Annotated in this window: 15 protein-coding genes; all 15 read right to left on the bottom strand. The window is 45.2% G+C overall.

The window, feature by feature from the left end:
* Positions 1 to 372: 372 nt before the first annotated feature.
* Positions 373 to 3,906, bottom strand: coding sequence for a transcription-repair coupling factor (mfd, locus tag LCM10_RS20160; RefSeq protein ID WP_224878323.1), 3,534 nt, complete (start codon positions 3,904 to 3,906; stop codon positions 373 to 375).
* 157 nt (positions 3,907 to 4,063) lie between these two features.
* The gene (locus tag LCM10_RS20155) at positions 4,064 to 4,294 is read right to left on the bottom strand and encodes an anti-sigma-F factor Fin family protein (RefSeq protein ID WP_224878321.1); all 231 of its coding nucleotides are present in this window, start codon (positions 4,292 to 4,294) and stop codon (positions 4,064 to 4,066) included.
* A gap of 162 nt (positions 4,295 to 4,456) precedes the next feature.
* Positions 4,457 to 5,014 (bottom strand): aminoacyl-tRNA hydrolase, encoded by a 558-nt coding sequence (gene pth, locus LCM10_RS20150; protein ID WP_224878319.1) that lies wholly within the window; start codon positions 5,012 to 5,014, stop codon positions 4,457 to 4,459.
* Between the two features lie 83 nt (positions 5,015 to 5,097).
* Positions 5,098 to 5,751, bottom strand: a complete 654-nt coding sequence (locus LCM10_RS20145) for a 50S ribosomal protein L25/general stress protein Ctc (protein WP_224878317.1) — start codon at positions 5,749 to 5,751, stop codon at positions 5,098 to 5,100.
* Positions 5,752 to 6,317: 566 nt separating this feature from the next.
* Positions 6,318 to 7,277, bottom strand: a complete 960-nt coding sequence (locus LCM10_RS20140) for a ribose-phosphate diphosphokinase (RefSeq protein ID WP_224878315.1) — start codon at positions 7,275 to 7,277, stop codon at positions 6,318 to 6,320.
* A gap of 14 nt (positions 7,278 to 7,291) precedes the next feature.
* On the bottom strand, positions 7,292 to 8,665 hold the full coding sequence (glmU, locus tag LCM10_RS20135) for a bifunctional UDP-N-acetylglucosamine diphosphorylase/glucosamine-1-phosphate N-acetyltransferase GlmU (protein WP_224878313.1): 1,374 nt from the start codon (positions 8,663 to 8,665) through the stop codon (positions 7,292 to 7,294).
* 434 nt (positions 8,666 to 9,099) lie between these two features.
* The gene (gene spoVG / locus LCM10_RS20130; protein ID WP_172255667.1) at positions 9,100 to 9,393 is read right to left on the bottom strand and encodes a septation regulator SpoVG; all 294 of its coding nucleotides are present in this window, start codon (positions 9,391 to 9,393) and stop codon (positions 9,100 to 9,102) included.
* 197 nt (positions 9,394 to 9,590) lie between these two features.
* Entirely contained in the window at positions 9,591 to 9,965 is a 375-nt protein-coding gene (locus tag LCM10_RS20125) for a RidA family protein (RefSeq protein ID WP_224878311.1), read from the bottom strand.
* A gap of 14 nt (positions 9,966 to 9,979) precedes the next feature.
* Positions 9,980 to 10,816 carry a pur operon repressor gene (purR, locus tag LCM10_RS20120; RefSeq protein ID WP_224878309.1) on the bottom strand — a complete coding sequence of 279 codons (837 nt, stop codon included), beginning with the start codon at positions 10,814 to 10,816 and terminating at the stop codon, positions 9,980 to 9,982.
* A 69-nt stretch (positions 10,817 to 10,885) separates the two neighbouring features.
* A complete protein-coding gene (ispE, locus tag LCM10_RS20115) occupies positions 10,886 to 11,740 on the bottom strand; it encodes a 4-(cytidine 5'-diphospho)-2-C-methyl-D-erythritol kinase (protein ID WP_224878307.1) in 855 nt (284 codons plus the stop codon).
* A gap of 219 nt (positions 11,741 to 11,959) precedes the next feature.
* The gene (locus LCM10_RS20110) at positions 11,960 to 12,142 is read right to left on the bottom strand and encodes a small, acid-soluble spore protein, alpha/beta type (protein WP_224878305.1); all 183 of its coding nucleotides are present in this window, start codon (positions 12,140 to 12,142) and stop codon (positions 11,960 to 11,962) included.
* A gap of 155 nt (positions 12,143 to 12,297) precedes the next feature.
* Positions 12,298 to 12,567: a biofilm formation stimulator Veg gene (gene veg / locus LCM10_RS20105; RefSeq protein WP_032085220.1), complete on the bottom strand. Its 270-nt coding sequence runs from the start codon at positions 12,565 to 12,567 to the stop codon at positions 12,298 to 12,300.
* Positions 12,568 to 12,895: 328 nt separating this feature from the next.
* Positions 12,896 to 13,774: a sporulation peptidase YabG gene (gene yabG, locus LCM10_RS20100; protein ID WP_224878303.1), complete on the bottom strand. Its 879-nt coding sequence runs from the start codon at positions 13,772 to 13,774 to the stop codon at positions 12,896 to 12,898.
* A gap of 567 nt (positions 13,775 to 14,341) precedes the next feature.
* The gene (gene rsmA / locus LCM10_RS20095) at positions 14,342 to 15,226 is read right to left on the bottom strand and encodes a 16S rRNA (adenine(1518)-N(6)/adenine(1519)-N(6))-dimethyltransferase RsmA (protein WP_224878301.1); all 885 of its coding nucleotides are present in this window, start codon (positions 15,224 to 15,226) and stop codon (positions 14,342 to 14,344) included.
* Positions 15,219 to 15,779: a ribonuclease M5 gene (rnmV, locus tag LCM10_RS20090; RefSeq protein WP_224878292.1), complete on the bottom strand. Its 561-nt coding sequence runs from the start codon at positions 15,777 to 15,779 to the stop codon at positions 15,219 to 15,221. The genes rsmA and rnmV overlap by 8 nt, the downstream gene beginning before the upstream one ends.
* Positions 15,780 to 15,820: the final 41 nt, after the last annotated feature.

The raw sequence follows: 15,820 nt of genomic DNA, 5'->3' as shown, positions 1-15,820 counted from the left end.
TAATACCCTTATCATAGTAAATTAAACCAGTCAGCGCATTTACAGTTGAGTTACAAAGTGATAACGAATATTAGAGTTAAATGTCGAAAAATCACCTGATTGTATTGAAAGTGAGGCTACCATTTCAAACTACCGTTCTGAACGCCGCTATTGATTTCCGTGCAAGACTTCGCTTTCTGCGGGTGGAAAAGCGGAGGGGCTTTGCTCAGGAGGCGGGTGGTGCCTCTAAGCCCTGCAGCTAGACACGTCTCACATTGGCCACTTCTCCCACAGGAGTCTTCGTCTTGCACTCCAATCAACAGCTGGATAGTAGTCAAATCTCACGAATGCTTTCTCCATCCTGCTTTTGGTATCTACTACTTAACATCACAATTAAGACACTGTATTCTCTTCTTTAATCGCCGTGTCGAGGTTTTTGATGATGTCGTAGGCGATGTGGAACCATTTGGATGTTTCAAGGCGTGCGGTGTTGATGGATATTTTCAGTTTGGATCCTTCCATGCCGAGTCCGACTGCACGTCCGTGTTTATTACAGATATCAAATACTTTGGAGCCGTCGATGCGGCTTGTTCCTTCTGGAGACATGTAGATGTTTACGTTTTTCTGCTCCTGCTTGATGTTTTCAAGATCCGTGTTTTTGGCAAAGACCTTCATTTCCGAAATGAGGAATAGGTATTCCACTTCTTCAGGGTATTCCCCGAATCGGTCGAGCATCTCTTCCTGCAGTTCCTCTATTTCAGGGAGGGAAGACAGCGAGCGGAAACGTTTATACATCTCGATCTTCTGATGACCGTCCTTGATATAGTCGTCCGGGATGTAGGCATCCACTTCAATATCGACTTCGAATGTGGATGCAGGTTCTTTAGGAAGATCCCCTTTCCGCTCCTCGATTGCTTCCTTCAGCATCTGGGAATAAAGATCAAATCCGACTGAATCGATGAACCCGTGCTGTTGTGCGCCAAGCAGGTTCCCCGCGCCACGTATCGTCAGGTCACGCATCGCAATCTTGAACCCTGAGCCGAGCTCCGTGAATTCCTTGATTGCCTGAAGGCGCTTCTCGGCAACTTCCGTCAGCACCTTATCCTTCCTATACGTAAAGTACGCATAGGCCACCCTGTTCGAACGACCAACACGCCCCCTCAGCTGGTAAAGCTGCGATAGGCCCATACGGTCGGCATCGAAGACGATAAGTGTATTGACATTCGGGATATCGACACCCGTTTCGATGATCGTCGTGGTCACAAGGACATCATACTCGCCCGCCAGGAAGCTAAGGATCACGGACTCGAGTTCACTTTCACTCATCTGACCGTGCGCATAGGCAATTCTCGCATCAGGGACAAGCATCGAAATTTCGTCCGCTTTCCGTTCGATATCTTCCACCCGGTTATAGAGGAAATATACCTGGCCGTTCCGGGCCATCTCCCTTTCAATCGCTTCTTTGATGAGCGGACCGTTGTATTCCATTACATACGTCTGTACAGGGAAGCGGTTCTCAGGCGGTGTTTCAATGACGGATAAGTCCCGTACCCCAAGCATGGACATGTGCAAGGTACGCGGGATCGGTGTCGCCGTCAAGGTCAGGACATCGATATTCGTCTTCAACTGTTTGATTTTCTCTTTATGTGTAACCCCGAATCGCTGTTCTTCATCAATGATCAACAGACCGATATCACGGTAGACGATGTCCTTTGACAGAAGACGGTGTGTACCGATTACGATATCGACCGTGCCCGCCTTCAAGCCCTTGATCGTTTCCTGCTGTTGCTTTCGCGTCCGGAAACGACTCAGTAGCCCGATCTCGATCGGAAAATCCTGAAAACGTTCTTTGATCGTTTCATAGTGTTGCTGAGCAAGGATCGTCGTAGGCACAAGGAAAGCAACCTGCTTTCCATCCGCAATGGCCTTGAATGCAGCACGGATGGCCACTTCTGTCTTTCCGTAGCCCACATCTCCACATAGCAGTCGATCCATCGGACGCTCTTTTTCCATATCATGTTTGATTTCATGGATGGACCTTAGCTGGTCGTCCGTCTCTTCGTATGGGAAGGCCGTTTCAAAATCACGCTGCATATCTCCATCAGGGGAAAAAGCATATCCCCTTGCCGCTTCACGCTCTGCATATAGCTTGATCAGGTCATCGGCAATATCCTGGACAGATGACTGCACCTTGGATTTGACTTTTTTCCATTCGCTTCCGCCCAATTTATACAGCTTTGGCTCTTTACTTTCTGAACCGACATACTTCTGGACAAGCTCGATCTGCTCAACGGGTACATACAACTTATCGCTGCCCTGGTATTTCACATGCAGATAATCTTTATGGACGCCGTTGATCTGCAATGTTTCAAGTCCTAAATATTTCCCGATACCATGATTGACGTGTACGACATAATCCCCGACCTTAAGCTCAGAGTAGCTTTTGATCCTTTCGGCATTCGACAACTTTTGTCTTCTCGGTTTCTTTTGGGTCTTTTTGTTGAACAGCTCTTCTTCGGTGATGACGGCTAGCTTCTGCATCGGGAGTTCGAATCCGTTGGTCAGACTTCCATTGATCATCTGGATCTTGCCGTTCAGAAGGCGTGAGCCATCTTCTACAAATGCGATTTCGATCTTGTAATCATCCAGTACCCGCTGCAGTTTCTTGACTCGTTCTTCATCCGGACCTAGCAGGACGACGGTATACTTCCCCTTCTTCCAACGGTCGAGTTCCGCCTTCAACACGTTCATCTGCCCATGGAAATTCTGCATCGGTTTCGCTGAAATGTTGAAAATGTTCTGCGGACTCGTATTCGGGATGTGACGCAGGAACAACGAGAAAAACACCTTCGGCAGCTCCGTATTGGCTGTCAAGGATGCAAATGGGTGCGAAACCGTCAGTTCATGGATGATCTGGCCATCCTGAAGGAGGGACGTATACCACTCTGCCTCTTCCCTCTCGAGGGATTCACTCATTTCAAGGATCCTACTGTACTCATCGAAATAGATGACACTGTCATCGGGCAAATAGTCTAGAAGACTACTAGGATTTTCATAAGCTAGCGATAGGTATTTAAAGATCTGTTCGGGAACCTGGCCATTCTCCAGCTGTGCGATTTCGTGTCCGATATATTCGGTGAGCTTTTCTTTAACACTGTCTGATTTGATTTTCTTCAGGCTAGTGGACAACCCCCGTTCGATTTCCTGAATCAATCTGCTCATATCTTCATACGTCATCAGCACCTCTGATGCTGGACCGATTTCGATGGACTCCACTTTATCAATGGACCGCTGATCATCCACCGAGAATGTTCGGATGGACTCGATCTCCGTATCGAATAATTCGATGCGGACAGGATGCGGAAGCGTAAGAGGATAAATATCGACGATTCCTCCGCGCAGACTGAACTCACCAGGGGTACTCACCATCCCTGAACGTTGATAACCCATTTGGACCAACTGGTTTAAAACATCATCAAGATCGATCTCCTCCCCATTGGTGAAGGAGATTTGATTATGCTTCCACAATTGTTTTTCCGGAAGGATCTTTCTTAATCCAGCAACAGGAACGATATACACTCCTTTTTGATTGTTGGAAAGCTTGTTCAATACCTCGATCCGCTGGGACCTTAGTTCTGGACTTGCCACACTCAATTCCGCCGCAATCAGTTCGTTGGCAGAGTAAAGATAAACTTCATCTTCAGGCAGAAACTGAATCAAATCATCGTAAATTTTTTGAGCTTGAAATAAATTATGGGTGACCACCATGCTGGACTTTCCGGTTTCTATATATACATCAGCAATATAAGCCGTACGTGAAGATCCCGATAGCCCCGCAACAAGCTGTTCGGATAATTTCCCTTCAATCCCATTAATCAGTGACTGAAGTTCTTCACTTTGGTGAATATGTTTCAATATACCTTTCAAGAGTACGCCCCTCCCCGATCTTTCTTTATCTATCATCTTACGTTTTCGTCAATCCACGCAAACTTCCTGCCGAAGGACTGACCGTAATGCCTTATATATAAACAGAAAAATGCTTTGGTTCTGCTACCAAAGCGATGTTCAAAAACAAGTATAGTGATTAGTGGATGATATGATCCAACTGGTGATAGTCCGGATTCCTTTGGAGACTCTCCTGACAATCTTCACATATTGTCCGGATATGGATATCTCCATTATTCTGATACTGGACCATATCCGTCCGTTCCTCATCCGTCAGTTTATGAATGCCAAGCTGCTCGGAATCAACAGACATAGTAGAAATCGTCCCTACCGCTGTCCCACAGTGACGGCAATAATAGTGGATAGCCAATCGATATCCCTCCATTCACATTTATACGTTTAGTATTAACGTTATAGAAGGGCGTTATTCAGGCGACTTCATTATTTAAGAATCGGCCCTATTAAACTCCGTCCCCCGGTTCCGTGCAAGAGTTCGCTTTTACTTGCACAGAAAACGGAGAACGGACCACAATTAATTAAATTTATTCATAACTTCCAAAAACGGCTTTTCAAACCACGTTTCACAAGCGGCGACCGAGTCGGAAATGACTTTATCCAATTCTGGCTGCTCTTCTTTCCTGAACTTACCGAGTACATAATCAGGTACGGTCATCCCATTAGTCGGACGGTCGATCCCAACCCTTATGCGGTTGAAATTCTGGGTCCCCAAATGGGCGATGGTGGATTTGATACCGTTATGTCCACCCGCACTCCCTTTTTGACGCAACCTGATCTTTCCTACCGGCAGGTCAAGGTCATCATAAATGACAAGGAGATTATCTTCATCGATATCGAAATAATCCATCAATGGTACAATGCTTTCTCCCGACAAATTCATATATGTAAGCGGCTTTAAGAGGACGATCTTTTCCCCTTTATGGTGATGGGTACCGTATACCCCTTTGAATTTAGATTGATTGAGGGATATTCCCAGGTGATCTGCAAGTGCATCGACGATCTCAAACCCGATATTATGTCTAGTCTTATCATATTGCGAGCCCGGGTTCCCGAGTCCAACGATTAATTTCATACTTCCACCTCATTCTGACCTAATACTACTAGGATAAACGTAAAAAGCGCAACCTGCAAAAGGTTACGCCAAAAAAGATGTTTTTATTCTTCAGATGACTCACTTTCATCACTTGCTTCTGATTCCCTGCCTTCTTCATTTTCAGGAACCCCTTCTTCCTGCTCTTCACCAGAAGAGATTTCTTCTTCCTGACGCGGAGCGAGGATGGAAGCGATCGTGCGGTCGTCCTCTTCATTTAATGTGACGCTGTATTTACTGCGGACATCCGCAATCGTCACGGTGTCACCCACTTGAAGGTCAGTGATATCCACTTCGATTGATTCAGGGATATCAGAAGGCTTCGCGGTAACCGATACTTCATGAAGCGGCTGTTGAAGAACACCGCCGTCCTTCACGCCTGCTGCTTCTCCTGTCAGCTCGATGCGGACGTCTGCATCGATTTCCTCTGACATGTTGACAGCAAGGAAGTCAACGTGTGTGATTTCATCTTTAATATGATCTTGTTGGTAATCGCTTAGGATTACATTCTGTTTATTACCGTCTACATTTAATGAAATAATCCCGTTCCTTCCGACTTCGCGGATGGTTTTGATGAACGTGATCGCATCTATTGCGATGGGTGTGTTTTCTGTTTTATAGCCATAGACAACACCAGGGATATTTCCGCTGTGTCTAAGCTTCGTTAAAGTTGATCGTTTGAAATCATCTCTTGTTTTAGCTTTCAATTCTGTTGCCATGTTAAATCCAACACCTTCCCTAATCTTTTTAATTGTAGAGTTCTATATATAGTAAATACCCTATTCATGTGGGGAATAAACATGTGAATTTGGTTTTTGTTTAAATCTCTACCGAAAAAACGATCAACATTTGACTGCTTAAATCCGCTGTTGATTTCCGTGAAAGACTTCGCTTTCCGCGGGCGGTTGGTGAGCCTCCTCGTCGCTTTCGCTCCTGGGGTCTCACATAACCCGCTTTTCCCGCAGGAGTCTTCGTCTTTCACTCCAACCAACAGCTGGGACAGGCTTTAATCGGGGAGGAATTATTTTTTCGGCAGTGACAAATCCTGTTTTTCTATAGAGAGTATTCACTTTATAAGACTTACTACACCGAATGGGGTGCTGTATGCATTTGACTCTTGATGAAGGTGCGGTCCAACCTGTGCTGAAAAAACCACAACCTTCAAATAAATCTCGGTTCCCCATGGAAGCGACGACCTGAAAAATGTTAGTTTACAACAACAAAAAGCCTGCCTCTCAAGATGAGATGGCAGGCTTTTTCACAGCGCAAACACTGATATTAATTCTTAATCGAATAGTGTACTTACTGATTTTTGTTCGTATACACGGATGATGGCTTCGCTGATTAATTCGGCAACGGATAGCTGCTTGATTTTGCCGATTTTCTTTTCTTCAGGAAGCTGGATCGTGTTCAATACGACCAATTCCTTGATGTTTGAGTTATCAATGCGATCGATCGCAGGTCCTGAAAGAACCGGGTGCGTACAGCAAGCAAAGACTTCCTTCGCCCCGTTTTCCACCAATGCATTGGCAGCAAGTGTAATGGTTCCTGCCGTATCGATGATATCATCGATCAAAATTGCGATTTTGCCATCGATATTCCCTACTATATTCATCACTTCAGCGACATTCGGCTTAGGACGACGTTTATCGATGATGGCAATCGGCGCCTTCAAGCGCTCAGCAAGCTTACGTGCTCGTGTCACACCGCCATGGTCTGGAGATACGATGACGATGTCTTCAGAATTGAATCCTTTTTCCTGGAAGTATTCCGCTAAGATCGGTACTCCCATCAAGTGGTCAATCAAGATATCGAAGAAACCTTGAATTTGAGGAGCGTGCAGATCAAGCGTAATGACGCGTGTCGCTCCCGCTGTCTCAAGCAGGTTTGCAACAAGCTTGGCAGTGATCGGCTCACGTGCCCTTGCTTTACGGTCCTGGCGTGCGTATCCATAATAAGGCATAACGATCGTGATGGTCTTGGCTGATGCACGCTTCAATGCATCGACCATGATGAGAAGCTCCATCAGGTTTTCGTTCACTGGCTGGGATGTTGATTGGATGACAAATACATCACAACCGCGGATGCTTTCTTCAATATTGATTTGAATTTCGCCATCACTGAATCGTTTTACGGATGATTTCCCCAATTCGATGCCTACTTCATCGGCAATCTCCTTGGCAAGTTCATGGTTCGAATTTAGAGAGAATATCTTCAACTTAGAATTAATATAAGAGTTTGGCATGGTGGACCTCCAGTTTATTTCTTATGATTGAGATTTTGTACGTAATTTTCTTTATTGACCTGACGTGCCCTTGCGATGGAAAGCGAGTCACCCGGAACATCTTCGGTGATCGTCGAGCCTGCAGCGATGTAGGCACCCTTTCCAACTTTTACAGGAGCGACTAAGTTAGAGTTACAGCCGACGAAAACACCGTCTTCGATCGTTGTAAGATGCTTATTCTTACCGTCATAGTTGACCGTGATCGATCCGCAGCCGATATTGACGTCGCTTCCGACCTCGGCATCACCGATATAACTTAAGTGAGATGCCTTGCTACCTTTTCCGAAGACTGCTTTCTTGATCTCAACAAAGTTACCGATCTTCACTTCGTCCGCAATGCTTGAAGCAGGGCGGATATGTGCGAACGGCCCAATCTGAACATCAGATCCGATGGAGCTGTCATGTGCCACAGACTGCTTCATAACCGTACGATCGCCGATTGTTGAATCCTTCACTTCCGTATTCGGTCCGATCATGGAATCCTCACCGATGGAAGAATCCCCTTTGATCACGGTACCAGGCAAAATGACAGTGTCCCTTCCGATGGTCACTCCCGCATCAATATAAGTGTTGGCGGGATCTTGGATCGTCACACCGTTTCTCATATGCTGTTCGTTGATGCGTTTTTTCATTGTCGTCTCTGCTTGAGATAAAGCGACGCGGTCGTTCACCCCGAGTGTTTCATCAAAGTCGCTTGTTTGATATGCGCTGACGATCTCGCCCTCCGTTTGAAGGATCTCAATGACATCCGGCAGATAGTACTCACCCTGCACATTGTCATTTGATACCTTCTTAAGCGTATTGAATAATGCCTTATTATCAAAGCAGTACGTACCAGTATTGATTTCTTTTACTTTTCTTTCATCTTCTGACGCATCTTTGTGCTCTACGATGCGTTCCACCAGACCAGATTCATTGCGGATGATCCTTCCGTACCCATCAGGTGATTCAGTGTAACCCGTCAGGATGGTTGCTTTTGCACCTTGTGATTCATGGTGCTTAACAAGTGCTTCCATCGTCTCACCTTTGATGAGTGGGGTGTCCCCGCATACAACCAAAGTCGTTCCTTCAAGTTTGCCCAATACATCTTCCGCTTGCATGACGGCATGAGCCGTTCCAAGCTGTTCTTCCTGTAGCGCGAAGTCACTTTTCCCTTCCAGATGGGATTTAACGAGTTCAGCGCCATGTCCGATGATTGTAACGGTCTTCTCTATATTCAATGTAGAAATTTGGTCGACCACATGTTCCACCATAGGCTTACCGCATACAGGATGAAGTACTTTATACAATTTGGACTTCATTCTTGTTCCCTGGCCGGCAGCTAATATTACGGCATATCGATTTGTCATTTCGGGTCCTCCAATAACCTTTTTATCCATAACGAATATATCCTAAAAGCTCTATCATTTCAAGGTTGGAGAGAAATATACATATTTTTGTCAAGTATCATGTGCCGGTTCTATTTCACTGACTAAACATTGTGCTGAGGGGTCCGTTCAATCATATAGAAACAAGCGGTGAAACGGGGCTGCTGTTATCCGTCCAAAATTGCCCTTTTGGTGTATAGAAAGCGAGCCGTCTCGGCCGTTTACCCCTTTGGGTAGAAAAGAGGGAAGGATTGGTTGGGACATACGGTGAATATTCGGAGCCTTGAGACTGATTCAATAAAAATTTTCGAGAAATTTTAAATATGAGGTTTTGAAAGGAAGTTTTTGGGGTATTGGGAAGAAAAAGAAAAAAAGAGCGCTACTATGGAAGTAGGCTCTTGTTGCAATAGACTCTATTAGGAAGCGCCAGCTTCTTCTAACTCCACTTCTTCAAGCTCACCTAAACGGTGATACTCTGACAATACAGCATCTTGTATCTTGCCGCGTGTCCCGGAGTTGATCGGGTGAGCGATATCACGGAATTCCCCATCCGGAGTACGCTTACTTGGCATAGCTACGAATAAGCCATTATTCCCATCGATTACACGAATATCATGGACGACGAATTCGTTATCCAGCGTAATGGATGCAATCGCTCTCATGCGACCGTCGGTGTTCACTCTGCGTAATCTTACGTCAGTTACTTCCATTCTGTTCACCACCTTTTTCACTAGATGAAATCTACTGTATGTATTCAACGAAATTAATAGATATTCCTTCTTAAATTGTAAAATTTTTTGAAAAATTTTATTTTTCACTCCAATCACCCGTATTTCTTTTGACCTATAAAGAAAAAAGGGCGTTGGGAGGGGCAGACTTCCTGCAAATAAAAAAACACCCGTGAAGATTACTTCACGAGTGCGATGACTTCGATTTCAACCAATGCGTCTTTCGGGAGACGTGCCACTTCGACACAGGAACGTGCCGGTTTATGAGTGTGGAAGTACTCACCGTATACTTCATTGATGCTACCAAAATCGTTCATATCCTTTATGAAGACAGTGGCTTTCACAACGGTATCAAGGGAAGCACCGGCCTCCTCCAGAACAGCCTGAAGATTTCTAAAGACTTGGTGGGTCTGTGCTGTTACATCCCCATCGATCATCGTTCCTTCTGCCGTCAACGGAATCTGGCCTGAACTATAGAATAAATTGTTCACGATGATCCCTTGAGAATAAGGTCCAATTGCTGCAGGTGCTTGATTTGTTGAAACAACACGCATACTAACTGCCTCCCTTAAGATAAGAATGTCAGGTTTGATTGAAAGTAATTTCCTTCTGTTAAGGAAATCTGTTTGTCCTTTTCGTTTACTTCAGACAGCTTCAACAATGAAACATAGTCATCGACTAAACGTTCTTCGGCATTTTCCGATTCGACCAGGACTCCGATCCCCGTCAATGTCGCCGAGAATTCCTCAAGCAGGCTCTTCATTCCGTTTACCGTTCCTCCCGCTTTCATGAAATCATCGACAACCAGTACCCTTGAACCTTCTTTCAGGCTTCTCTTTGACAGGACCATCGACTGAATCCGTTTGGAAGAGCCTGATACATAATTGATGCTGACGGTCGATCCCTCTGTCACACGGCTGTCCCTTCTGACGATGACGACCGGTACGTTCAAGTAGGCAGCGATGGCATTGGCAATCGGGATCCCCTTTGTCGCCACGGTCATGATGACATCGATTTCTTTCTCTGCGAATGCCGATGCGAGAAGTTTCCCCACTTTCTTCATCAGCAAAGGATTTCCGAGAAGATCAGTCATGAATAGATAACCTCCCGGAAGAAGACGGTCCGAACTTTCCAGATGCAGGCAAAGCTCATCGATTACTTCCTTCGCTTCCTCCTGGTTCACCTTCGGAATGTATTTCACTCCCCCAGCCGCTCCCGGCACCGTTTGAACTATTCCTACCCCGCGTCCTTCAAAGGTTTCTTTCACAATCGTCAAATCCTCACTGATGGAAGATTTGGCTGAACCATAACGCTCAGAGAAAAAGGTCAAAGGTACAAGTTGGTGAGGGCGTTCCACTAGATAGTGCGTCATGTCGATTAATCGTTCACTGCGCTTGAATTTCACCAAAATTACCTCCTAAATCCGAATATTTAATGTAAATATATCATCAATATACGGATTTAGGCAAGTTCATTATTCACCAAGCATGCGCACGGCAAATACTTGATCACAGAATCCCCTCAGCCCATTATAGATTCGGTGGAGTCTGGATTCATACTGCACCAACCCATAGACCGTCGGACCACTCCCGCTCATCAAAACGGCATCCGCACCGAATCGTTCCATTTGATCCTTGATCTGGGCTACCTCAGGGTACATATCAAGGGTCACGGATTCCAGTACATTTCCAAGATTGTCACAGATGTCACGATAAGACTGGCGGTTGAGCGCTGAAATCATCGCCTCTGTATCAGGATGCTTGATGTTGGAAGTATTTAAGTTTTTATAAACATCAGCAGTGGACACTCCGATTGTAGGCTTGGCCAAGATGACCCAGCAATTCGGCGGTGCCGGTAGGTGTTCGATCTTTTCTCCCCTGCCTGTCGCAAGCGCTGTTCCACCGTAGACACAGAATGAAACATCCGATCCTATCTCAGAACCAAGCTCCGCCAGCTCATCAAGGCTGAGACCCAATCCCCATAAACGGTTCAATCCTTTTAGTGTCGCAGCGGCGTCGCTGCTTCCCCCCGCTAATCCGGCAGCGACCGGGATCACTTTATCGATTGAAATCGCAACACCCTTTTTGATATCCAGCCGATCTTTCAGGAGCTGTGCTGCCTGATAGGCAAGGTTCCTTCCATCATCGGGCACGAATCGATTATGAGAGAGGATGTTGATAGTATCCTCCTGGAGACTTGTCAGTTCGATCCTGTCTGCCAGATCAATGGTGGTCATCACCATTTCGACCTCATGATAGCCATCGGGGCGTTTATGTAATACATCAAGTGATAGGTTAATTTTTGCAGGCGCCTTCACTAATAACCTCATTTCATCACCTTCTTACCATACTCTTTTCATATATTGTATCATACACTCCTTACAGAAGTGTGTTCATCTTACAACCTCATACAAATAAGATATTTTACCACGTTAACAGACAATAGGAAAGCCGTTCCCAAATTTCGCTGATATAGAAAAGGATCGCCTCGATTCGAGGCGACCCCTTTTCGGTACATTAAAAAGCAAATCACTTCGTAAAGGAAAGGACTATCGGCCGTCCCGTGATGCAAGCTGACGACCTGCACGTTCCACGGCGAGTTTCACCATGTTCCCGGCATCCCTTGAGGTAATGCCACCCCAGCCATCCTTCTGAACAACATCATAGAACCCAAGTTCCTGTGCAAGCTCTTCTTTCAATTGATCAGACATGATTCCTTTTCTTCTGCTCATTGTTTTTTCCCCCTTCAGGTGTACCATATGTTTAATATGTGTTCTTATGGACGAATCTTTACTAGGGGGAATAAACCAATTTTCGGATGCTAATGACGCGCTTTCCTATTGATTGGTCAAAAAGAAGGCAAATAAAAAAGCAGTAAACAATTTGTTCACTGCTGGCTGAAGATGATATTTCCTGTTGCTTCATCATAAAATGTTAATTGTACTGTCTCAGTGAGAACATCTGCATAGCTGTAAGAAACTCGTTCAAACGCATTCTCTTCCTGGTCGAGTTGTACGACAAATACAGAAGGATACGTTTCGGCCAGAACGCCCGAACGTTCAATTGTTTTACGACGTCCACCGTTTGCTTTAAGCATTAAACGTTTCCCGAGGTTCGAATCAAGGGATCTTTTAATGTCGGCTAATGTTTTTGGCATTTCGCTTCCACCTCACTGTAAAAAATTATAACACATTATGTAATTTTAGTCAAATAAATTTATTATTTTAACAAGAAATTTAAATACCTGTCAATATATATTATTCAACAAAAAATACGTTTTTTCTACACTATTACCTTTCCCTGGTAATTGAAAAATTATGTAAACCTTTTTCGAATCCGTTTTCATGCCGTTTTTCATGGAATTATTTAGACTCCCATCAAGGAGGGAACCCGTTGTCAGAAACATTGAATCGGCACCCCCTCAATAAGCAAAACCCTGCAATTCGATACGCGATTGCAAGGTTTCCGGTTTTATGTCGAAACATTTATTCCTCTTCTTTGATCTTGTAAGGCATGCCGGCCCTTAATACACCCTTCGTTTCGACCCCACCCAATCCTCTGTCTCCTGTCAACGTATTACGGATGACATCCCACACATTTACTGAATCCTTGAAGGCCGTATAACTGATTTTAGAGACAATATAAACAGGGTCAAGGGCGTGGATATTCACCCTTGAAGGTGAACTGGCAAAATTCGCCCCGGCATGGATCAAGGATTCGAAATGGGACTGGCAGGCTCCCGCGAAGATGACGAGCTGATCCAAGTGAGGATATTTCCTCCTCACTTCTTTCACTGCTTGAACAAAATACTTAGAGTGCCTGTAAGCATTAATATCAGATTTCGCACCCTTCGCTTTGGAATAAGCATCGTGACCTGTTATGACCACGATATTCGGTCTATATTTATCAATGAGGGGACCGATTTCATGAGGCATTTCTGTCTCACTGCAGTGGACACCCTTCACCGGAACCCCGATCTTCTCGTAAAGATCAAGACATTTTCTCAAATAGCTGGGATCTCCATCAAGATGAAGAACTTTACCGGGAACCTGGAAATAGTTAAACTCATCTCTATAAGCATTCGTCAATGTATATTCTTGCTTTCGCTTAAGGAGCTCAATATCCTGCCGGAATAAATCAAAAGACTGCTCTTCCTTTGAACGGAACTCTTGAAGTATCCGGTTCTGCTCTCTAGGGTCCATCTTCTTCAAATCATGAAAAGGAGCATCCGCTATCAATCGATAATCTTCCCCGTACAGTACCGCCGTTTGCTGCCCATCGATCATGCGGATATCAATGACTCTAAACAAAATATCACACTTATACGACAGACGACCCACGACATCATTGATTTCGATCTTCACATCAGTCACTCCCATGGACTTACATTCGTTAGACGGGATAGGAAAAACAAAGAAAGGCTGACGTTACCCAGATGTTCAAACGCACCCTTCCCCTACTCACGTTTTCCTGTTTTCACAAGTAATGATTCCCTCTGATAACCTATGCACTTGATGGGAATTGGGTGTATGTAAATGTCGGATTTTCCATGGTAATGAATAGTTGCAGAATTTGAGCAGGCCATTGGCGGTTTATTATGTACACAAATGGGCTTGGTGGATTTAATGGACTGGGGCGACTTGTCGGATGGCTGACCCGAGATACTTTCTCTCTCTCTCTGCAAATGCGCTACCTTTCACGTTATGCGTGCTTTTTCGGATTTATGCGCAATAATTTTGATTTGTGCGCTATTTTTGGTATTAATGCGTGATTATTTTCAGTTATGCGCTAAAAATGATAAATGTGCGGATTTTTCCAATTTCACCCACAACTCCTTCCCTATCCTCCCTTCTCCCAAAACTCACATTGTACCAAACTAAAAAGCCGCCTTCCGAAGTCAATTTTGACTTCGGAAGGCGGCCCAGCAAAACTTATGATTCTTTAAAATGCGGATACAGTGCATCACTCAATGCACCGAATTCCTGGATCGAAAGGGTCTCACCGCGTCTTGTCGGATCCACCCCCGCTTCAGATAAAGCTTCCAGGATCGACTCTTTCTTCTCTTTCCCTTGCGGCAGCTGGCTTGTTAAGTTGTTCAAAATCGTCTTCCTGCGCTGAGCGAAGGAAGAGCGGGTCACGGTAAAGAAGAAGTCCTCATCTTTTACGTCGACAGGAGGCTTCTCACGCTTGGTCAGGCGGATGACAGCGGAATCCACATTCGGCTGTGGCATGAACACCGTCTTAGGCACGGTCATGACCATTTCCGCTTCCGTATAGTACTGGATCGCAATCGATAATGATCCATATTCCTTTGTTCCCGGCTTGGCGGAAATCCGGTCCCCCACTTCCTTTTGAAGCATCACACAGATCCCCCTGATTGGCAGGCGCTCCATCAAGAGCTTCAAAATGATCGGCGTGGTCACATAGTAAGGCAGGTTGGCAACGACCATAATATCGTCAAAGCCTTCGAATTCCTTTTGAATGATCGATTGTACATCGGCTTCGAGGACGTCCTCATTGATGATTTTCACATTATCATACGGTGACAATGTATCATCGAGAATGGGAATCAACCTTTGATCGATTTCAAAGGCGACCACTTTACCTGACGTACGTGCGAGATGCTCTGTCAGGGCACCGATCCCTGGCCCTATTTCGATGGCTGCAGTTTCTTTCGTAAGACCTGCATGCTCGGTTATGTTACGTAATATATTGGGGTCGATCAAGAAGTTCTGACCGAGGCTTTTCTTGAATGAAAACCCATATTTTCCTAATATCTCTTTCGTTCTGAGCGGGGTGGCAATATCTTTATGCATCTGTTTCCTCCTGAATGATTTCCATTAACGCACGCTTGAATTCGTCTTTCTGTATATTGAACATCATCAAGCGCTTATGAAGCTGTTTACCATTAGTGTATCCGATTCTCAGCTTCTCACCAAGTGCTATCCGTCGATCCTTGGAAGCGGGGCTCCCGATCAGGCCTGCCGTGAGAAGATCATCCTTTGTGATGATTTCTTCCCCCTCATCCTCGATCATATGGGCTTCACGGAGTGCTTCCCTGATGACCTCCGGTGAAGCATGCTCGACACCGATCCCCCTGCCTGCTTTAGGAAGGGCATCTTTCTTATGAACAAAAGCATGTTTACAGCCCGGGACCGCCTCACTCACAATTTTCCTGATCCGTTCACCTGGATAATCGGGATCCGTGAAGATGATGACACCCCTCTTCTCCTGGGCGTGCCTGATTTTCTCAATGGTCGATGCGGAAACCGCCGACCCGTTCGTTTCGATTGTATCGGCCGATACGGCCCTCCGGATGGCAACCGTGTCATCTTTCCCTTCGACCACTATGATTTCTTTTATTTTCATAAAACCTCCAAAAAAGTTGAAACTATTTCGTATTCCTCTTC

The sequence above is a fragment of the Rossellomorea aquimaris genome, from assembly GCF_020171925.1.
GTDB classification, from domain to species: Bacteria; Bacillota; Bacilli; order Bacillales; family Bacillaceae_B; genus Rossellomorea; species Rossellomorea aquimaris_F.
Note: the sequence above shows the minus strand (reverse complement) of the source record. Positions and strands in the feature narration are given on the sequence as shown.